The sequence below is a fragment of the Mycobacterium parmense genome (assembly GCF_010730575.1).
GTDB classification, from domain to species: domain Bacteria; phylum Actinomycetota; class Actinomycetes; order Mycobacteriales; family Mycobacteriaceae; genus Mycobacterium; species Mycobacterium parmense.
In genome coordinates, this window is the sequence record NZ_AP022614.1 from 1,630,633 (window position 1) to 1,650,909 (window position 20,277).

The 20,277-nt window shown below is 69.4% G+C and carries 18 protein-coding genes; 2 read left to right on the forward strand and 16 right to left on the reverse strand.

The genetic code is table 11. The annotated features are described in order from the left end of the window. Nucleotides 1-27: 27 nt before the first annotated feature. From G6N48_RS07475 to G6N48_RS07500, 6 genes are all read right to left on the reverse strand, one after another. Nucleotides 28-750 (reverse strand): SDR family NAD(P)-dependent oxidoreductase, encoded by a 723-nt coding sequence (locus G6N48_RS07475; protein WP_085271505.1) that lies wholly within the window; start codon nucleotides 748-750, stop codon nucleotides 28-30. A gap of 157 nt (nucleotides 751-907) precedes the next feature. Next, nucleotides 908-2,290, reverse strand: a complete 1,383-nt coding sequence (locus G6N48_RS07480; protein WP_085271506.1) for a fatty acid desaturase family protein — start codon at nucleotides 2,288-2,290, stop codon at nucleotides 908-910. Between the two features lie 28 nt (nucleotides 2,291-2,318). Beyond that, nucleotides 2,319-3,416, reverse strand: a complete 1,098-nt coding sequence (locus tag G6N48_RS07485; protein WP_085271507.1) for a ferredoxin reductase — start codon at nucleotides 3,414-3,416, stop codon at nucleotides 2,319-2,321. Between the two features lie 271 nt (nucleotides 3,417-3,687). Continuing rightward, nucleotides 3,688-5,604 carry a YhgE/Pip family protein gene (locus tag G6N48_RS07490; protein ID WP_085271508.1) on the reverse strand — a complete coding sequence of 639 codons (1,917 nt, stop codon included), beginning with the start codon at nucleotides 5,602-5,604 and terminating at the stop codon, nucleotides 3,688-3,690. A 2-nt stretch (nucleotides 5,605-5,606) separates the two neighbouring features. Then, on the reverse strand, nucleotides 5,607-6,284 hold the full coding sequence (locus G6N48_RS07495; RefSeq protein WP_085271509.1) for a hypothetical protein: 678 nt from the start codon (nucleotides 6,282-6,284) through the stop codon (nucleotides 5,607-5,609). Then, nucleotides 6,281-6,931, reverse strand: a complete 651-nt coding sequence (locus G6N48_RS07500) for a TetR/AcrR family transcriptional regulator (RefSeq protein WP_085271510.1) — start codon at nucleotides 6,929-6,931, stop codon at nucleotides 6,281-6,283. The genes G6N48_RS07495 and G6N48_RS07500 overlap by 4 nt, the downstream gene beginning before the upstream one ends. Before the next feature lie 69 nt (nucleotides 6,932-7,000). On the opposite strand from G6N48_RS07500, the gene G6N48_RS07505 reads away from it, so the two are divergent. Then, nucleotides 7,001-7,864, forward strand: a complete 864-nt coding sequence (locus G6N48_RS07505) for a DMT family transporter (protein ID WP_085271511.1) — start codon at nucleotides 7,001-7,003, stop codon at nucleotides 7,862-7,864. Here the strand turns inward: G6N48_RS07505 and fadD1 are convergent. From fadD1 to G6N48_RS07550, 9 genes are read right to left on the reverse strand one after another with little or no spacing between them, the layout of a single operon-like run. Further along, nucleotides 7,840-9,438, reverse strand: coding sequence for a fatty-acid--CoA ligase FadD1 (gene fadD1 / locus G6N48_RS07510; RefSeq protein ID WP_085271512.1), 1,599 nt, complete (start codon nucleotides 9,436-9,438; stop codon nucleotides 7,840-7,842). The genes G6N48_RS07505 and fadD1 overlap by 25 nt on opposite strands. Then, complete coding sequence (locus tag G6N48_RS07515) at nucleotides 9,435-11,051, reverse strand: flavin-containing monooxygenase (protein ID WP_197745587.1); 1,617 nt, start codon at nucleotides 11,049-11,051, stop codon at nucleotides 9,435-9,437. The genes fadD1 and G6N48_RS07515 overlap by 4 nt, the downstream gene beginning before the upstream one ends. Beyond that, entirely contained in the window at nucleotides 11,048-12,016 is a 969-nt protein-coding gene (locus G6N48_RS27920; protein WP_085271514.1) for an alpha/beta hydrolase, read from the reverse strand. The genes G6N48_RS07515 and G6N48_RS27920 overlap by 4 nt, the downstream gene beginning before the upstream one ends. Beyond that, the gene (locus tag G6N48_RS07525) at nucleotides 12,013-12,414 is read right to left on the reverse strand and encodes a Zn-ribbon domain-containing OB-fold protein (RefSeq protein ID WP_085271515.1); all 402 of its coding nucleotides are present in this window, start codon (nucleotides 12,412-12,414) and stop codon (nucleotides 12,013-12,015) included. Before G6N48_RS07525 ends, G6N48_RS27920 begins: the two co-directional genes overlap by 4 nt. Before the next feature lie 2 nt (nucleotides 12,415-12,416). Beyond that, nucleotides 12,417-13,619 (reverse strand): thiolase family protein, encoded by a 1,203-nt coding sequence (locus G6N48_RS07530; protein WP_085271516.1) that lies wholly within the window; start codon nucleotides 13,617-13,619, stop codon nucleotides 12,417-12,419. Continuing rightward, a complete protein-coding gene (locus G6N48_RS07535; RefSeq protein ID WP_085271637.1) occupies nucleotides 13,616-14,050 on the reverse strand; it encodes a MaoC family dehydratase in 435 nt (144 codons plus the stop codon). The genes G6N48_RS07530 and G6N48_RS07535 overlap by 4 nt, the downstream gene beginning before the upstream one ends. Nucleotides 14,051-14,058: 8 nt before the next feature. Continuing rightward, entirely contained in the window at nucleotides 14,059-14,559 is a 501-nt protein-coding gene (locus G6N48_RS07540; protein WP_085271638.1) for a MaoC family dehydratase, read from the reverse strand. Then, nucleotides 14,556-15,692 (reverse strand): acyl-CoA dehydrogenase family protein, encoded by a 1,137-nt coding sequence (locus tag G6N48_RS07545; RefSeq protein WP_085271517.1) that lies wholly within the window; start codon nucleotides 15,690-15,692, stop codon nucleotides 14,556-14,558. Before G6N48_RS07545 ends, G6N48_RS07540 begins: the two co-directional genes overlap by 4 nt. Nucleotides 15,693-15,695: 3 nt before the next feature. Further along, nucleotides 15,696-16,874, reverse strand: coding sequence for an acyl-CoA dehydrogenase family protein (locus G6N48_RS07550; protein WP_085271518.1), 1,179 nt, complete (start codon nucleotides 16,872-16,874; stop codon nucleotides 15,696-15,698). A gap of 316 nt (nucleotides 16,875-17,190) precedes the next feature. Here G6N48_RS07550 and G6N48_RS27680 point away from each other — a divergent pair, with 316 nt between their 5' ends. Then, on the forward strand, nucleotides 17,191-17,355 hold the full coding sequence (locus tag G6N48_RS27680) for a hypothetical protein (RefSeq protein ID WP_169718464.1): 165 nt from the start codon (nucleotides 17,191-17,193) through the stop codon (nucleotides 17,353-17,355). A 7-nt stretch (nucleotides 17,356-17,362) separates the two neighbouring features. Here G6N48_RS27680 and G6N48_RS07555 read toward each other — a convergent pair whose 3' ends face one another. Next, entirely contained in the window at nucleotides 17,363-20,140 is a 2,778-nt protein-coding gene (locus G6N48_RS07555; protein WP_085271519.1) for an FHA domain-containing protein, read from the reverse strand. Between the last annotated feature and the right edge of the window lie 137 nt (nucleotides 20,141-20,277).

Here is a 20,277-nt window from a genome sequence, read left to right on the forward strand (position 1 = left end):
GGGCACGCGATGTTGTTTGCGCGGTCCTCAGACGGCCGATCCGCCTCCGTCGACGTAGAGCGTCGATCCGGTCACGTAACTGGCGCGAGGAGACGCCAGAAACAGGACGGCCTGGGCGATCTCGGCGGGACTGGCGGTGCGGCCCAGCGGCACCGATGCCCCGATGTCTTCGATCGATTCGCCCCACTCCGCCAGCACGCCGTCTGTTCGGGTCGGCCCCGGCGAAACACTGTTGACGCGGACACCGGCGGCTCCGAACTCCGCCGCCCAGGTGCGCGTCAGCGACGCCAGCGCCGCCTTGGTCGCGCTGTAGACCGATGCGCCCGGCATCCCCTTGACCGCCGCCAACGACGTCACGTTGACGATGCTGCCCCGGCCGCGCGCAATCATGCCCTTGGCGAGTTCGGCCACCAGAAAGTACGTGCCACGCAGGTTGGTGTCGACCATCGCCTCGAAGGAGGCCAGGTCCTGCTCCACAGTGGGAGCGACCGGAAACGCGCCGGCGTTGTTGACCAGGATGTCCACCGCACCGGCCCGGCTAGCCAGCTCGGCGATGCACCCCATGTCGGCCATGTCGGACTGGACGAAGCTCGCCTTTCCGCCGATCTCGGCAACGGCGCTAGCGCCCCGTTGGGCGTCGCGGCCCGCGATGACGACTTCGGCGCCTTCGGCGGCCAAGAGCCGGGCGGACTCGAGGCCGATGCCGGCCGTACCACCGGTGACCAGCGCGATCCGAGATTGCAGTTCCATGACGCTAGTCAAGCCTGCGGCGGCGCGAATCGATCCGCGGTGCCCATTGCGATCACCGATGCGCTCGATCGGGAATGCGTATGGGGCGCGATCAGCCCTGGACCGTTGTCGAGTTCGGTGTCGACGAACCCCGCCCAGGCTAAACAGCGGGCTCCACTCAGGCGTTGTTGCGCGGCGGTGGCGCCACCTCGACGCCGCCGCCCTCGTGCTCGGGCCCCGCGGCGGGGTGTTCGGCCGGCACGCGGTCGCGGAACCGGGTGCCCTCACTGGGCCGCTGCGGGTCCGCATGACCGTCCTGGCTGCGGTACGGCCCGGGCTTGGGCCGCGGCTTTCCGCCGGGAAGCGCCAGCCGGAAGATGCTGCGGTGCACCATGAGCCACTGCTTCCCGAACGGGCCCGAGTTGTAAGGCAGCTCGTAGCGTTCGCAGATGTCCTTGATCTTCGGGGCGATCTCGGAGTACCGGCTGCTGGGCATGTCCGGGTAGAGGTGGTGCTCCACCTGGTAGCCGAGGTTGCCGCTCATGACGTGGAACAGCGGGCTGCCCTCGATGTTCGCGGCGCCGACCAGCTGCCGCAGATACCAGCCACCGCGCGTCTCGCCCTCGACCTCTTCGGGCGTGAAAGTATAGGTCTGGTCGGGGAAATGGCCGCAGAAGATGATCGCGTGCGCCCACACATTGCGGATGATGTTGGCGACGGCGTCGGCCCCCAGGGTGCGCAGGTAGGTGCTTTCGACGCCGGGCAGCACCTTGTCCAGGAAGTTCGCCGTCCTGGCGGCCCTGCCGCTGTTGGACACCCGGCGAATCCTCCTGCTGACGCGAGACTCCGCGGGCTGCGAGAGCCTCCCGCGCAGGGCCAGCTGAGCCAGGGCGAACGCCCCGGCGCTGATCGCCGGCCAGCCCAGGTAGTCCTTGTAGATCTGCGCGCGCGCCTTGCCGCCGATGCCTTTGAGGTCCTCGCGCACCTCCGACCAAGGCTTCTCGCGCTTGCGGATCGCCTCGATGTCCAAGTCGTGCACGGCCACGCCCCACTCGAAGAGCAGCGTGAGCAGCAGGTTGTACAGCGGCTGGAGCAGGAAGCGGCGTTCCCATTTCTGGTTGGGGTCGATCCGCATGATCTCGTAGCCAAGATCCTTGTCCTTGCCCAGGATGTTGGTGAACGTGTGGTGGATGTAGTTGTGCGAATGCTTCCAGGCCTCCGCGGTGGACGCGGTGTCCCAGTCCCAGACCGAGGAGTGGATGTCGGGATCGTTCATCCAGTCCCACTGGCCGTGCATGACGTTGTGGCCGATCTCCATGTTTTCGAGGATCTTGGCCGTTCCCAGGCAGGCGGTGCCCAGCAGCCAGGCGGTCTTCGAGCGCGACGCCAACAGCAGCACGCGCCCGACGACGACGATCTGGCGTTGCGCGGCAATCACCGCCTTGATGTAGCGGCGGTCGCGCTCGCCCAGGTCGGCGAACACCTCGTCGTGGATGGCGTCGAGTTCCTTGCCCAGCTTCTCCAGTTCCTGCTCGGACAACCTGGAAAGTGGGCTCTTCATTGCAGAGGTCACCAGCCCCTCCTTTCGGTCACAGTTCGAGTTCCACGTCACCTTCGGCGGTGTTGATGCAGATTCGAACGTCTTGTTCGGTGGGTTCACTCACTTCACCTGAGCGCAGGTCACGCAGCTTGCCCGACTTGAGCGTCCCGACGCAGGTGTGACAGATTCCGATGCGGCAGCCGTAGGCCAACTCGAGGCCGGCCTTCTCCCCCGTCTCCAAAATTGATGTGCCGCCGTCGCATTCGACGGTTTCGTCGCTCTTCAGGAAGGTGATCTTGCCGCCCTCGCCGGCGTTGGCGTCACCGCCGATCTTCGGCTGGAACCGTTCGAAGTGCAGGCGGTCGCGGTCGCCGTTGCGTTCCCAGTGCTCGATCAGCGCGTCGAGCATTTCGCTGGGTCCCGAGCAGAAGGTCTCCCGCTCGCGCCAATCGGGGCACACCTCGTCGAGGTCCCCCGGCGAGAGGCGGCCCCGCTCCGACGTCAGCCGCAGGTCCAGCCGCATGGATTGATGGCGCTGGTCGAGGTCTTCGAGGACCGACAGGAACATGACCTGCTCGCGTGTTCGCGCCGAGTGTGTGACGACCACATCGCCGAACGCGTCACGGTGGTCGAGACTGCGCAGCATGCTGACGATCGGGGTGATGCCGCTGCCGGCGCTGATGAACAGCATCTTGGCGGGCAGCGGCGTGGGCAGCGTGAAGACCCCTTCGATCTCGCCGAGCCGCACCAGTTCACCCGGCTGGATCCGCTGCACCAGATACGGCGACACCACACCGCCGTCCACCTTCTTCGGCGTCACGCTGATCAGCCCGTCCTCGGGCGTGGGATCCGACGTCAGCGAATAAGCCCGCCAGTGGTAGACACCATCGATCACGACGCCGAGCCGCACGTATTGACCGGGCTTGTGACCGGGCCACTCGTATCCGGGCCGGATCAGCACGCTCGCGGCCTCGGACCCCTGCGGCTCGACGGCCTCGACCTTCCCGCGCAGTTCTTTCGTGGTCCACAGCGGGTTGATCATTTCCAGGTAGTCGTCGGGCTGCAGCGGACTGAACAGTCGCCGCACCGCCCTCAAGAACAGCCGCCGGCCCCAGGGGACCTGGGGTTGCGCTCCGCGTTCGGCCATGTCCCGAGAGTACACACTTGTACACTCACTCTAAACATTGACATCAAAATCACAGGTCGGCCAATATATTTGGTTGAGTTCGCGCAACGCAAAAAAAGAACGCGCGTTCATCGACCGCGTCGAAGCCGGCTTCCTGAGGATGTGCGGATGTGTCACATGTCACGCTGGGCACTCGTGGCTTGCCCACTCTTCGTCCACCGCAAACATCGATGGCCCACGGGATGCATTTTCGATGCCACCCGCCAGGACGCGGCCCGACCTCGGGCAGCTCCTACATCTTGATCGCCGGCATCAGCCTGCTCAGGTTCCACAGCTGGTCTCGTCGTGCGGACAGACACGACAGCGCGAGTGCGCCGGCCGATATGCAGGCCAGCACGATGAGGGCTTGCCACAACCGGGCATCGACGCCGCCGAGTATCAGCTGCCGCAACCCGTTCACGCCGTACGTCATCGGGTCGAATCGGTGCAGAATCTGGAAGGGCCGCGACGTGGTCTCCACCGGGTACATCCCTCCCGCGCTGACCAGCTGCAGCATCAGCAGCGCCATGATCAGAACGCGGCCCACCGCAGGGCCGACGAGCGCGTTGATCGCCTGCGTCGCGGCCACGAAAGCGCCCGAAATCAGCATCATGAAACCCAGCATCGCCACGGGGTGCACCACGTGCATGCCGAGGCCGAAGCGGACCACGCAGTAGAGGATCACCGCCTGAAACACCCCGATCGCCGCGGCGGGGAGATAGCTGGCGAGCACGACGCGGATCGCGAGCACCTCCGCGGCGATCGCGCGGCTCTGCAACGGCCGCAGAACCATCCACAGCACCAGCGCGCCGAAGAACAGGGCGAGGGTGAGGAAGAACGGGGCCATGCCGGTCCCGAAGTTGGGCGCGGCGTTTTCGTGCGACGCCGCGAGTTGCACCGGGCCTCCGATGGTGTCGGCGACCGCATCCTTCTGCCGAGTCGACCAGCTGGGCACCTGCTTGGCGCCGTCGGCCAGCCTGGCCGCAAGCTCAGAGGTTCCCGACTTGAGGGCTGTCGCGCCATCGTCGAGTTTGGCAATCCCGCTTGCCAAGTCGGCGTTGCCCGCGGCTACCTGCGCAGCACCGTCGCGTAGCGAGGTGAGTTCGTCGGTCAGCTGCCGTCCCTTGCCGCCGACCTCGTTGAGGGTCGTCGCGAGCGGACTCCCGGGCGTCCGCAGCCCCTGCGTCATGGCGATCGCCGCGGCCTGCGCGTCGGTGAGGCGCTGGCGGATCTCGGGCGTGAACTGATGACCCCGAAGCTGATCCCTGATGCCGCGCAACGTGTTTGCCGCGTTGCCCGCGACCGGATCGGGACTCGCGGAAAGCTGATCGATCACCGAGGACAAAGAATTGCCGGCGGCGTCCTGCGCCGCGGCGATCACGCCGATCTGATCGCTGGCCTGTTGCAACGCGGCGGTGCCCTGCTGCAGTTGTTCGGTGCTGCCGCCGATCTGCGAGACCGCTTTGGTGACCGCGAGCAGCGGATCCGTGGCCCGGTTGATCCCGTCGGAGAGTTGCCTGGCGCCGGCCGCGAGGTCCGCCGAGCCGGATCGGGCTTTGTCGAGACCGACCGCCAGCTGGCCGGCGCCGTCGTCCAGTCGAGCGGCCCCCTCGGCGGCCTGCTTCACTCCCGCCCCCGAGGACACCACCACCGACAGCATCTGGTTCACCGCCTGCCCGGAGATGCGGCTGGACACGGCGTTGAGCACCTGGCTGATGGCGGTGCGACCGATGGTGGTGGAGATGTAGTTGTTGGCATCGTTGTACACGGCGATCAGGTTGGCCTTCTTCGGCTGCCCGGTCACCGGCGACGCGATCGCGGCGCTGAAGTCCGGTGGCAATTCGACCATGAAGTAATACTTGCCGTGATCGACTCCCGCACGGGCGTCCCGCAAATCGACGACATGCCAGTCCAGGCTGCCGTCGGCGGTCAGGCTCTTGGCGATCTCGTCGCCGGCGTTGAACTGCTCTCCGGAGACGACGGCGCCGCGATCCGAGTTGACCAGCGCGACCGGCATCTTGTTGATGTGGCCGAAGGGGTCCCAGAACGCCCAGAGGTACAGCGCGCCGTAGACCAGCGGTAGCAGCATCAGCACGACGATGGCCGCGCGCGTCATGCGGCTGCGGCCGAACCGCTTGATCTCCGATCCGAATGCGAGTCCTGCCAGCATCGTCAATCCTCTCCGCTCAGGGTGCGGTGATCGTGAAGTTCGTGGTCGGGGCCGGACTCGCCGAGCGGGTTGGTGACCCCGACGACGACAGTGCGCCGACTGGCGAGCGCGCCGAGCCGGCGCGCCGCGGTCGCCCGCTGGGAGTTGTCGCGAACCTGCTCGAGATCGCCGACCACCAGGATCGGGCGATTCGACAGCACCGCCAGGGTGATTCGCAGCAAGAACAGTTCAAGATCGGACAGCTCCGCGATGTAGGTGCCGGCGGCGGGTGGGGCGGTCTCGCCGAACACCTCCGCCAGTTCGTCTTGGCCGCCCTCGCGCGGCACCGACGCGTACCACGGCGACAACCACCGGCGTTGTTCGGTGAGCACGGTGCCCACCGTGACCGATTCGTCCAGATCGTCGATGTCGGCGAAGGCCGCGATCGAGCAGTGCCGGCGAATCGCGCGCGGCGCCGTGTCACCGAGAACCGTCAGTGTGCCGTGGCTGGGCTTGAATCGACCCGCGAGCGTCAACAGCAATGTGGTCTGTGCCGGTCCGCCGGACATCTGGATGGCGTGAAAGCCGGCCGCGAGCGCGAGGTCGATATTCGAGAACAGCGGGCCGTGTTCTCCGTCGACGCCCAGTCCCGTGGCGGTGATCAGCGCGGGCGCGGACACCGGCTCGTTCTGCGCGTTCACGAGTCGGTCTCTCGATGTGGACGCGCCGGGGTCACCGACGCCGATTCCAGCAGTCCCGCGATCAGTTGCGTCAGCAGGTCGGGGTCGACGGTTCCGGGCCGCAGGACTTCTTCCATCCCGATGCCCAGGTTGATGCTGACGACGAGTTGCGCGAGATCCGCGAGCCGGCGACCCGGCGCCATGGTCGCCGTTTGTCCCACCACCTGGGCAGCCTGCTCGACGGCGGCGCGCCGGCGGGCGATGAGCCGCTCGCGCAGATTCGGGTCACGCATGGCGCGCAACCAGTACTCGACGAACAGCACGTGGTAGTCGGCGCGCGCCTGAACCCCCTCCAGCACGGACCGGCTCAGTGCGCGCGCCGTCGCGACCGTGTCACCGTCACCGCTGTCGAGCGCCGTCGCTATCCGCTCGCCACGGACCCCGAACTCGCGGTCGAGCAGAGTCAGAAACAGTTCGTCTTTGGATCCGAAGTTCGAGTACACCGCACCCTTGGTGAATCCCGCGGCCTGGCCGATCGCATCGATGGTGGCACCCGCGAAGCCTTCGGCGGCAAAGACTTTCGAGGCCGCATCGAGGATCCGATCGCGGACCTCGGGCCGGGTGGGACGGGTTCGCGGCGGCTTGACGGGCGACATGACCGCTAGCATACTCATCAGTATCGTCTGGATACTAATCGGTATTCTCCGTGCGGGGTGGGTCTTCCGTATTGTCGATGCGTGCTGATCGGCTTCTTACTCGCTCTGGGCTGCTCGGTCTGCTACGGGACGGCGTCGGTGTTCCAGGCGGCGGCGACGCGCTCGGTCGAGGCGGGCAGCGGGTCGGGAGTCGACACCGTGCTGCTCGTGCGTGCGGTAAGGCAGTGGCGCTATCTGCTCGGCGTCGGCCTCGACGGGCTGGGCTTCTTGCTGCAGGTCGCCGCGCTTCGGTTGGTACCGATCTATGTGGTCGCCGCCGCGCTGGCCGCCTCGATCGCCGTCACCGGCGTCGTGGCCGCGTGGGTCCTGTCGGCGCGCCTGTCCCCCGCGGAATGGACCGCCGTGGCCGTCGTCTGCGCCAGCCTCGTCGCGCTCGCGCTGGCCGCCGGCCCCGGGCACTTCCACCGTGCCCCCGCCGGGCTGGGCTGGGCGCTGTTGGGTGTGGTCGGCGCGATTTTCGTCGCCGGGGCCGCCGCGGGCCGGCTGCCCGACCGCCCGCGCGCCCTCGCGCTGGGGCTGGCGGCCGGGAGCGGTTTCGGCGTCATCGAGGTCGGGGTGCGCCTGCTCGACGTGCTGGACCCCACGAAGGGTTCCTTCTACGCCAACCCGGCGCTCTACGCGGCCGCCGCGGGCGGGGCGGCGGGATTCTTGTTGCTCACTTCCGCGCTGCATCGCGGGTCTGTCACCACGACCGCCGCCGGAATGGTCGTCGGGGAGACCATCGCCCCCGCGCTGGTCGGCGTGGTGTGGCTGGGCGACGCCGCGCGCGACGGCCTCGGCTGGTTGGTCGTCACCGGCTTCGCCGTCGCCGTATCGGCAACGCTGGTGCTCGCTCGGTTCGGGGAGGCGCCCGAATCGGCTCAGGCCGGCGAGGCCGTCACCTGACGGTAGGACGTGCCGCGCGCCGGACGCTCCCACAACACCCCGTCCTGAGCGGTGACGCCCGCGGCGATCAGCGCGCGCTTGAGGATCTTGTTCGTCGCCGTCGTAGGCAACTCCGCGTTGATGCGGACGTAGCGCGGCCACGCCTTCGGTGACAGGTCGGGCTGCGCGGCGAGGAACTCCTCGAAGCCGGCCGGCTTCAGGTGCGAGCGGTCCCGCAGCACCAGCGCTGCCATCACCTGGTCGCCGACGCTGTCGTCGGGGACCGCGTAGACCGCGACCTGGCTGACCTCGGGCAGCCGCTCGAGGATGCGCTCGATCGGAGCGGCCGCCAAATTCTCGCCGTCCACCCGCATCCAGTCCGCGGTCCGGCCGGCCAGATAGATCCAGCCGTCGGCGTCGCGGTAGGCCAGGTCGCCGGACCAGTACATTCCGTGCCGCATGCGCTCGGCCGTGGCGGCCGGGTCGTTGTAGTAGCCGACGAATGGGCCCGCCCCCGTCGTGTTGACCAGCTCGCCGACTGCCTCGTCGAAGTTGGTCAGGGCGCCGTGTTCGTCGAACTGCGCGACGGCGCATTCCTCGAGCGTCACCGGGTTGTAGATGCTGACCCCGGCATAGGGTTTGCCGATCGAGCCCGGTGGGGTGCCGTCTTCTCGCACGACGATCACGGCGAACTCGCTGGAGCCGAAGCTATCCACCACCCGGCAGCCGAAACGCTCTGCGAATCGGGCGATGTCGCGGTCGGTCGCCTCGTTGCCGAACGCCACCCGCAGCGTGTTCTCGGCGTCGTCGGGACGCTCGGGGGTCGACAGGATCAACGCGAGGGGCTTGCCGACGTAATTCAGGTAGGTCACCTTGTGCCGGCGCACGTCGTCGAGGAAGCGCGACGGCGAGAACCGGGCCGGGACCATGGTGGCGCCGCTGCCGACGGCGACCGCCCACCCGGCGGCCACCCCGTTGGAGTGGAAAAGCGGCATGGCGAGATAACAGACGTCATCGGCGGTGACGTCGTACTGGTAGATCAGGCTCGCACCGCACATGATCGCCATCGCGTGGGCGAGCCGGACGACCTTGGGATCGCCGCTTGTTCCCGAGGTGAAGATCATCATCAGGGTGTCGCCGCCGGCGACCTCGCGGTGCGGTACCAGGACGGGAGCCCCGGGAAGGCGAGCCACCAGCTCGGCGTACCGATCACCGCTCACGTCGAGAACTTCAATACCGTTGAGGTCCAAGCCGTCCAAGAGCTGTCGGTGCTCGTCGTCGACGAGCAGGATCTGGCAGTCCGATCGCCGGATGTCGGCCAGCAAGCCGGCCCCGCGCCGGGTGGTGTTCAGGCCGCACAGCACGTAGCCGCCGAGCGCGGCGGCGGCCATGGCGCGCAGCATCGCCGGAGAGTTGGGCAGCAGGGCCCCGACGTGCAACGGGCGGTCCGGGTCGGCGAGCGCGATCAGCGCGGCGGCCTCCGCCTCGGCTTCGGCGAGGTGTTCGCGCCACGTCCAGATCCGGTCCCCGTGGGCAACCGCCGCCGAGTCGTCGTGCCTGCGCTGCCGCAGCAGCTGCTGGACTGTCTCGATCATCGGTTCACCCCCTCGCCCGCGTTGCGGGCCGTCAGCACCAGCCCGGTGTAGCCACGCCCGGCCACGTCGTCGCAGTGACGGCGGTAGGTCCCGAACCCCCCGGCGTACGGCATGAAGGTCCGCGGCTTGCCTTCGATGTTGGCGCCCAGATACCACGACGACGCAGCCTTGGGAAACAATGTGCGCTCGGCGGCTTGTGCGACGAGATCGGTCCACGCCACCGCCGCGTCGCGGCGGGGTTCGACCTCGCTCACCCCGAGCCGGCGCGCCGTGAGCGCCAGGTCGATCGCCCAGTCGACCTGAACCTCGGCGTGCAGCACCATGTTCGCCAGGACCGAGGGTGCGCCGGGCCCGCTGATCGTGAAGAGGTTCGGCAGTCCCGGCACCATGAGTCCGAGGAACGTCACCGGGCCGTTCGCCCAGCAGTCGCGCAACCGGTCACCCCTGGGCCCGGTCGGGTCGATCCGCGTCAGTGCGCCGGTCATCGCGTCGAACCCGGTGGCGAACACCAGCACGTCGCACCCGTAGTGGGTTTCACTGGTCTGCACGCCGTCGAAGGTGATCGCGCGGATGGGTTCGCGGCGCAGGTTTACCAGTGCCACGTTGTCGCGGTTGAAGATGTCGTAATAGCCGCTGTCGGTGCAGATCCGCTTCGTCCCGATCGGGTGGTCGTCGGGAGTCAGGTCCGCGGCGACACCGGGATCGGCGACGATCTCGCGGATCCGCTCCTCGACGAACGCGCGGGCGATGTCGTTGGCCGCCAGGTCGGCGTTCTGGTCGGGGAATGTCTTGGCGAACAGCACGCCGCCCTGGCGCCAGCGTTCCCACAGCGCGTCCGCGCGCTCCCGTGGCTCGGTGTCGACGGCGTTCTTGTGGTAGGTGCCGTGCGGGGTGCCCGCGGCCGCGTAGGCCGACGCGCGCCGGCGCTCGGGGTACTCCTCCTGAATCTGCCGCAGTTCCTCGGGCGACCAGGGCCGGTTGGGCATGGGGATCGTGTAGTTCGCCGACCGCTGGAACACCGTCAGCCGTTGCGCCTGCGCGGCGATGATCGGCGCCACCTGGATGCCCGACGAGCCCGTGCCGATCAGGCCCACCCGTTTGCCGCGCAGACTGGGGTCCTCCCGCGGCCAGGCGGCGGTGAAGTACACCTCGCCCGCGAACTCGTCGAAGCCGGGGATGTCCGGCCGGTTGACCGCGGAGAGGCAACCCGTCGCGCACATCAAAAACGTTGCGGGATAGATCTCGCCGGTCGCCGAGCGGACATGCCATCGACCGTCCTCCGGGTCGAAGGTGGCGCCGACGATGTCGACACCGAACCGGTAGTGACGGCGCAGATCGAAACGATCGGCGACGTGGCGCAGGTAGGCGAGGATCTCGGGCTGGGCGGCGAAGCGTTCACTCCACGTCCAGTCGCGCTGCAGCGACTCGTCGAAAGAGTAGGAGTAGTCGACACTTTCGACGTCACAGCGGGCGCCGGGATAGCGGTTCCAGTACCAGGTGCCGCCCACGTCGGGGGCCGCCTCGACGCCCAGCACGGACAGGCCCGCCGACGCGGCCCGGTGCACGGCGTAGAGCCCGGCGAAGCCGGCCCCGATGACGATGATGTCGGTCACCGCGACGACCCCCGCGACGGCGCCGGGCCGAGCAGCCGGCGCAGATCGCTGTAGAGCAGGTCGCGCGCCGAGATTGCCGGACCGAAGGACTGAATGGTCATGAAGCCGTGGAACAAGCCGGGGAAATCCCGGTGGACGACCGGCACGCCGGCGTCGCGGAGCCGGCGCGCGTAGTCGCATCCCTCGCTGTGCAACGGGTCCAGGCCGGCGGTGATGATCACCGCCGGCGCCAGGCCGGCGTGGGATGCCGCCCGGGCGGGCGCGACCAGGTGGGCAGGGTCGAGAACCCCGCGGTCGCCGAGGTATTGCCGCCAATACCACTGCATCGCGGCCCGGGTGTTGAAGTGCCCGGTCGCATAGCGCCGGTAGCTTTCCGTCTCCGGGGACGGGTCGATGGCCGGGTAGAGCAGGAATTGCGCGGCCGGTGCGGCGCCGCCTCGTTCGCGGCACAAAATGGCCGTGACCGCGGCGAGATTGCCGCCGGCGCTGTCCCCGCCGACGGCAATGCGCGCCGGATCGACGCCCAGCTCGGCCGCGTTGTCCACCGTCCAGCAGAACGCGGCGAAAGCGTCGAGCGCCGCCGCCGGTGCCGGGTGTTCCGGGGCCAGGCGGTAGCCGACCGAGACGACCACGGCCTGGCTGCCGCGGGCCAGCCCGCGGCAGAAGCCATCGTGCGAGTCGAGGTCGCAGAACACGAATCCGCCGCCGTGGCAGAACACGATGGCGGGGTGTGTGCCGGACGGCCCGTCGTGCGGGTGATAGACGCGCACCGGCAGGGCGCCGCCCGGGCCCGCAATCGAACGGTCGACGCTGCTGCGCACGTCGTCGCCGTTGGTCACCGGCATGCGCCGCTTGGCGATCTCGGCGCGGGCCGCCGCCCCGGTCATGGTCTCCACCCGGGGAAAGTCGGCGTCCAGGAGGCGCAACACGGCCCGGACGCGGGCATCCACCTGCGGCTCGCTCATGCCGGCCGGTATTTCAGCAAAGTGATGCCGGTGTCGGGCAGGTCACAGAACACGGGCCCGACCCGCATGCCGATCCGGACGGCATCCGGGTCCACGTCGACCAGCTCGGTGCTGATCCGCGGCCCGGCGTCCCACTGCACCACGGCCAGCAGCTGCGGCAGCGCGCCGGCCCAGGGCGGCCCGGTGGGCCGTCGGGCGATGGTGTAGGTGTAAAGCGTTCCCGCGCCGTCGATCTCGCGCCATTCCAGGTCGTCGGCCAGGGTGCCGGGAGCCAGGGTGCGCGGATAGAACACGTAGCGCCGCAGCGAGGGCGAGTATTGGACCCGGATCTGGTGCTGCGCCAGCGCATCCCAGAAGGGCCGCGAGACGGGCGTGGGCTCGGGGACAGGCATACTCATCGTCAATCCCCCTTCATCAGCAGCGCGACCTGCTCGCTCATGATGCCGCCGTTGCCGGTGACGAATGCGGTGTCGCAGCCGGGCACCTGCGCCCCGCCGGCACGGCCCATGACCTGCCGGGCGCCGTCGACCACGTGGTGCATGCCGCCGGCCATGCCGGCCTGGCCGAAGGACAGCTGACCGCCCGCGGTGTTGAGCGGGAAGTCCCCCCGCCAGGTCAGGTCGCGATCGGTAATCCAGGACATGCCTTGGCCTTTGGCGCAGAAGCCGGCGTCCTCGAGGGTCATCAGCACCGTGATCGTGTAGCAGTCGTAGATCGAGGCGACGTCGACGTCGGAGCGGCTCAGCCCGGCCATGGCGAAGGCCTTGTCGGCCGCGCGGGCAATCGGTGTGCGCAGCAAGTCCTCGGCGTAGGTGGGGGTCTTGAACGCGATGTGTTCGCCGAAGCCGTTGATCCACACGGGCCGGTGGCGGCCGCGGCGGGCGATCTCGGCGTTGGCGATCAGCACGCCCGCTCCCCCGTGCACGCGCATGACCGTTTCGAGCATGTGGATCGGGTCGGCGATCATGGGGCTGGCGAGCACGTCCTGGGCGGTGATCGGGGTCCCGTGGAACACCGCGCCCGGGTGGGCGCACGCGTTGGTCCGCTGGTCGACGGCGATCTTGGCGACGGCCTCGGGGTCGTAGCCGAACTGCGCGGCGTAGCGCTGCGCGATCTGCGCGTAGGGGGCGTTCTGTCCCACGTTGCCGTACGGGATCTCGAACTCGGCCTGTGGCGAGCCGTAGTTGTTCGACGACGCTCCATACCAGTTCGGCGCGGCGGGCGCCCTGGTCGCCGGCTGCGGCAGCGACGCCGAGCCGGGCACCACGGCGAGAGCGGCCTCGCAGACGCCGAGCTCCACGGCGGCCGCCGCCCGCCAGATCATCGCCGCCGACGTGGCGCCGCCGAGGTCGACTCGCTCGCCGTAATCCAATGGCATGCCCAGGTATTCGCACAGCGTGGCCGGGGCGAACATCGCCGACTCGGCAACTCCATGGGTGAGCAGGCCGTTGACCCGACCGGGATCGACGCCGGCGTCCTCGATCGCCATCTTCGCCAGCAGCGCGTACTGGTCGAGGGTGAACCGGGCCGGCCCCGCCGGTCGTCGCTCGGCCGGCAGTTCGGCGATCCCGACGATGGCGGCCTCGCCCCGAAGCCCCGTCACGGCTGCCGCCTGGGCAGCTCGACGGTCGCCGTTCCCGGCATCAGCACGGTGTCGCCGCGGCGGCCGGCGATGTCGAGGTCGATCAGCCCGGCGCCGTCCTCGCTGAGCCGCCTGCCGGTGACCTGCCCGCCGAAGGTCAGCGGTTCACCCGGATAGGCGACCGCGCGGTTCTGCACCGAGAACGCGACCAACCGTCCGCGTCCGCCGATCCAGTCGGTGATCGCCCGGGCGAGCAGCGCGGCCTGCAGGGGTCCCTGCACCAGGACATGCTCGTAGCCTTCGGCTTGCGCCCACTGCTTGTCGTAATGGATGCGATGGCCGTTGTAGGTGGCGGCGCTGAAGAAGAACAGCTGGGTTTCGTCGGCGGTGAGGGTCAGCGCGGGCAGCTGCTCGCCCACGCTGACATCGTCGTAGAACACCTGCTCGCTGATGGGGACTCCTAGGGCCGGGCGATCATCGAGGTCGACGCTTCGGCGAGCAGGTCGCCGTCCTGGTTGCGGTACACGGTGCGCCAGGTGACCAGGACGAAACTGCCGGAGCGTCCGCGCTTTTCGACGATGGACTCGATGGTGCGCACCATGTCGACCCGGTCGCGGTGGTAGGCCGGCAGGTGGAACGCGAAACTCTCCCCGCCCGCCATCCGCTTGGGGGCGCGGGGAAACGCGAGGCTGCCCGACACCGCGCCCGAGGAGCCGTCGGGCCGCAGGGCGTCGAGGCGGGTCACACCCAGCACGGCGTACTGCAGGAACAGCGGGGGGCAGACGATGTCGCGAAAGCCGTTGGCCCGGGCATGGTCCGGATCGAACCACAGCGGGTTGTGGTCGCCGACCGCGGCCGCCCACCGTTGCCAGTCGCGCCGGTTCACCTCGCCGCTCGCGGAGGCGGCGACGGTGCCGACCCGCGACGCCGACTCGGCGTCGATCAAGGTGTCCTCACTCACCGGCACTCCTGCGTTGCCAGGCATTCCTCGAGCCACGAGGCGGCGACGTCGGCACCGCCACCGAGCGTCGAACCCAGCCGTGCGCGCTCGGTCCACAGGTGCAGATCGGTCTCGGTGACATACCCCATCCCGCCGTGCAGTTGATGGGCGTCCAGGGTTATCGCCCTGGCCGCGGTGGCCGCGCGCATGCGCGCGATGGCCGTCTCCTTGGTCGCCGTGTGGCCGCGCGCGATCTGGAATATCGCCCAGTGCGCCGCCAGTCGGGCAGCGGCCCAGGCGATGTGCATGTCGGCGACCAGATGCTGGGCGGCCTGGAAGGACGCGATCGGCCGGCCGAACTGGTGGCGCAGCTTGGTGTATTCGACGGTGCGGTCCAGCGCGGCCCGGCCGGTTCCGACCAGGTCGAGAGATCCAAGCGACACGGCGGTGTTGGCGACCCGACGCAGCGCGGGGCCGGTGACGCCGTCGAGCACCGTGGCGTCGGCGCCGACGCGTACGTCGTCGAAACGCACGGCGCACGCCCGATAGCCCCCCGCCATCGCCAGCGGTTGCACCGTCACGCCGTCGGCACGCGGGTCCACGGCGACCACCACGGTGCGCCCGCGCGCGGCGGCGGCGACGACGAGGACGTCGGCGATGTCGGCGTCGGCGACGTAGTCCGCGGATCCGGTGAGCCGCCATCCGCCCTCGATCGGCGCCGCCCCCGCCGGTTCGGCGCGCAGCGCCGGCGAGACGTCGGCGGCGTCGCGCGCGCTCCACAACGCGGTGGTGCCGCGGCAGGCGCCGGCAGTCAGGTGCGGCAACCACGCGGCCTTGGCTGCCGGGGCGCCCAGCTCGTCGATCGCCAGGACGGCCGCAATGGTGCTGTGCACCGACGTCGGGCACAACGCGCGGCCGGCCTCGACGGAGAAGACGGCGAGGTCGTCGAGCGAACCGCCCGAACCGCCGTGCTCGGGCGCGACGGCGAGCCCGAACACCCCGGCCTCGGCGAGCGCTTTCCACAGTGCCGGTGTGCTGCGGTCGGTGCCGGGCTCGTCCAGGGAGCGCACCAGGCTCACCGGGCACTCCGCCGCGAGCAACGCACGCATCGTCGCGCCGAACTCCCGCTGCTCGACGGTGGGTGTCGCCCTCATCGATCAGCGTCCATACGAGGGCATCCCGTGGCCGCGCTGGGCGATGATGTCCCGCAGCACCTCGTTGGTGCCGCCGCCGAAACGCATCAACGGTGCCGATCGGTAGAGACGCTCGAATTTCCCCGCCAGGGGTGCGCTTTGGCTGCGATGGGCCAGCAACCCGTCGGGTCCCAACACGTCGAGCGCCAAGTCGGCGATCCGCTGGCGCAGTTCGCTGGTGAAGATCTTCTCGACGCTGACCTCCACGGAGGGGATGACGCCCCCGTCGAGGATCGAGGCGGCCTCGTAGCCCATCAGCGTCGCAACCGTCACGTCGGCTTCGGCCTGCGCCAGCCGGCGGCGCAGCGCGGCGCTGTCGGCCGGCACAGTGCCGTCGCGGCGCGGGCGTCGCGCGAGTTGGGCCAGTTCGTCGACGGCCAGACGCAGATCGCCGGCGTTGGTCAGCGCACCACGCTCGAGGTCCAGGGCGCCGGTGATGTACGTCCAGCCGTGGTCGACCTCCCCGATCAGATTGGTGACCGGCACGCGCACGTCGCTGAAGTGAACCTCGTTGGTCCGGTAACCCGACCACGCGTACAGGGGGCGGATCTGGATGCCCGGGCTGTCGATCGGGACGATGATCACCGAAATACCCTTGTGGCGAGCACTTTTCGGGTCCGTGCGCACACAGAGCCACTCGTGGGTGGCTCGCTGCGCCCCGCTGTTCCAGATCTTGGTTCCGTTGATCACCCACTCCTGGCCGTCGCGGACCGCGGCGGTCCGCAGGCCCGCCAGGTCGGTACCCGCGTCGGGTTCGGAATAGCCGACGGCACAGATCATCTCGCCCCTGGCAATCAGCGGCAGCCAGTCGGTCTTGTTCCGCTCGGTGCCGTGGCGCATGATCATCGGCGCCACCGAGGTCACCGTCAGGTCGGGCCCCGGCACACCCCAGTACTCGAACTCGCTCATCAGCAGATGCTGATGGACCGCGCCGAGCCCGAGCCCGCCGTACTCGCGCGGCCAGTTCAGCCCGAACCAGCCCTTCTCGCCGATCTTGCGACGAAATCGCGCCACCTCGCCGTCGCGGAACTCGAGGTCGTGCCGCGCCAGCTCGGCCCGCAGCGCGGGGGTGACGTTGTCCCGGAGGAATTCACGGACCTCGGCCAACCAGGCGCGCTGGTCGGCGTCGAGTTCAAAATCCATTCCGGCCCACCTCACCTTTCACCGGGCAGCGCCAGCGTAACGCCGCGGCGACGTTGCTCCTCGGATTCTCGCAGTGGCGTTAAGCTCGGCGTTTCCGGGGCGGCGGACGAGTCGAGGCGCGCGGTCCGCGCCGTGTCTTGCGGTCCACGCGCCCGCACGGACCGGCGAGGCGATCCGCACTGTTAACGTGCTGTCAAACTCCCGTAAAAACACCTTGGCGCAATCGCTTATCCATACCGGGCCTGCCAAAATTCTCGGATCGGGCTGGTGTGGATGGCCGGGCACTTTGTTCAGTTCCCGGCCAGAGGGAGAAGTCATGCGCACTGATGAGACGCGCCTCCGCCAGGAGCTGCGCACCTGCGCTGTCGAGTTGCGGCAGCTGGCGTACACGCTGCCCCACGGGGTGGGCGAACATGCCCTCCTGCAGCTGTCCGACCGGATGCGCGCCGCCGCCGACGAAGTGATCCGCAAGCGGGCCTGACGGCCGATCAGCCGCCTCTGAGGCGGATCTTCCAGCGCACGAATCCGAGATAGCACAGGCTGATCACGACCAGCATGGCCATGTCGAACCACCACGCGCCGGGGGTGTGGTTCCAGTGCGAGTCCTTGGGGTTCACCGGTCCGGGCACCAGTTTGAGCAGATCGGCGGTGGACGCCGACGCGGCGAAACCCCACCGGGCCGGGGTGGCCCACGACATCTGGTCCAGACCGATGCGGTCGGTCACGGGAATCATGCCGCCGGAAAACACCAGTTGCGACATCACCGCGACCACGAGCAGCGGCATGATCTGTTCGTTGGACTTCGCGACGGCCGACAGCGCCAGTCCGAGCATGGCCGAGGCGACGCACGTCGACGCAATGTCGGCGAACAGCTCCAGGCCCGGGCTGCCCAACGCCACGGCCCCCTGGGTCGGTGCGCCCTTGCCGAACAGCACGATGACCGTCACGATCGCCGACTGCACGACCGCGAACACCGTGTAGACGCAGACCTTCGCCAGCAGGTATGCGGACGTCGACAGCCCGACCGCCTGTTCGCGCCGGAAGATGGGCCGTTCACCGATGAGGTCGCGGATGGTCAGCGCGGTGCCCATGAAGACCGCGCCGACGTTGAGCAACACCAGGATCTGGCCGGGTTCGTTGGGCGCCGCGCCCATCGGGTTGGGGATGCCGAAACCGACGTCGCCGGGCACCGACATGGACAGCGAACCCATGATGAACGGCAGTAACGCCAGGAAGAGGAAATAGCCGCGGTCAGAGACGATCAACCGGATCTGCCGCCGGGCGATCGTGGAGAACTGCCGGAACAGGCTGGTGTGCGACGGGTCGCCCAGCTCGGCGGGCCGGTCGGCCGGCGGCGGCGGCGGGGGCGGCCCGGTCCGCGCGAGGTAACGAGCGTGGGATCCGTCCGGGTCGTTGGCGACCGTGCTGAAGATGTCAGCCCAGTTCGTCGTGCCCATCGTCGGGCCGATCTGGCTGGGCGGCCCGCAGAACGCGGTCTTGCCGCCGGGAGCCAGCAGCAGCACCTGGTCGCAGACGTCGAGGTAGGTCAGCGAGTGGGTGACCACCAGCACCACGCGGCCGGCGTCGGCCAGCTGCCGCAACATGGTCATGACCTGCCGGTCGAGGGCGGGGTCCAGGCCGGAGGTGGGCTCATCGAGGATCAGCAGCGACGGGCCCGTGAGCAACTCCAGCGCCACCGAAGCGCGCTTGCGCTGCCCGCCGGACAGCTTGTCGACGCGCGTGTGCAGGTGCTGGGACATTTCGAGTTCCTCGAGCACCCTGGCCACCACCTGCTCGCGGTCGTCCCTGGTGGTGTCCGGCGGCAGCCGCAACTCGGCGGCGTACATCAGCGCCTGTTGGACCGTCAGCTGCCCGTGCACCACGTCGTCCTGCGGGACCATGCCGATCCTGCTGCGCAGCGACGCGTACTCGGCGTGCACGTTGTGCCCCTCGAACGACACCGTGCCCGTGGTCGGGTGCGTGTATCCGGCCACCAGGCGGGCGAACGTCGACTTGCCCGCCCCGGACGGGCCGATGACGGCGGTCAGCGTCCCGGGCAGCGCGGCCAGCGAGATGTTGTCCAGGAGCGTCTTGTTGTTCTCGATCGTCCAGGTCACGCCGCGCACGTCGAGACCGCCGGTGCGGGTTTCGGTCGCGATCTGGTCGCGGCGCGCCAGCGTACCGCCGTGGAAGACCAGGTCGATGTTGCCGATCGTGACGACGTCGCCGTCGCGCAGCGGCGCGGAGTCGACCCGGACGCCGTTGACGAAGGTGCCGTTGATGCTGCGGTTGTCGTGGATCTCCGCACCGGTGGGCGTCGGGATCAGGGTCGCGTGGTGGCGCGACGCCAGCACCTCGGGGATGACGATGTCGTTGTCGTTGGCGCGGCCGATCTTGACGGCGCCCGGCACCGAGTCCACCGCCGATCTGCCCGGTCGCAGGATCTTCATCATCGAGGTGGCGATGTTGGCGGCGTCGCCGCCGATGCGGCCGGTCTCGCCGGCATCCGAGGGCGGGGCGGGCGCGGGCGGCACCTTCATCGGTGGCGCCCGGTAGATCTGCGGCGCGTGCTGCGGCCCGCTGGCCGGCGCGTGCTGCGGCCCGCTGGCCGGCGCGTGCTGCGGCCCGCTGACCGGCGCGTGCTGCGGCCCGCTGACCGGCGCGTGCTGCGGCCCGCTGGCCGGCGCGTTGGGGCCGGCCTGCTGCCCGCCGGTGGGATAGCGCGGCAGCGGCCCCGACGGGTGGCTCGGGATCGGCCCGCTGGGCGGGTGGCTCGGCGCGGCGGGCGGATACCCCGGCTGCGCAGGATGACGGAACGAGGCCGACGGCGGCTGCTGGGGCTGGCCGGGCCACGGCGCCCCAACCGGCTGGCCCTGCGGCATGGCTGCGCTGGGAGGACCGAACGGGCTGGCGATCGGTATGGACGTCGTCAGCGGAGGCCGGCCCGCCGAGCCCTGGTGCCGCCCGACCTCGAAGGTGAGCGCGGGACCGTCGGGGTTGCCGATGTTGACGCGCAGGCCGTCCTGGATTTCCACGAAGGGGACGCGACGATTCTGCACATACAGCCCGTTGAGGCTCCCGTTGTCGATGCCGATCCATCGGCCCTGGTCGAAACGGACGATGAGGTGCGTCCGCGAGATCAGGGGATGTGCGACTCGGACGTCCGCGCGAAGGTCACGCCCGATGACTACGTCGGTGCCTGCAGCGAATGTGCGCTCGGATCCCTCGTACCGCACGGTCAGCACAGGTGGGGCTGGTCGGCTCATCAGGACCAACTGTATCGGCAGCGGCGCAGATCAACGTGAGGACGTCGGCGCGGCCCGACATCCGAGTTCAGGGGCTCGCCCGGCGGGTCGCCGGACGGGACGGCCCAGCCCGCGCGCCGGCGCACTCCCGGTGCGCC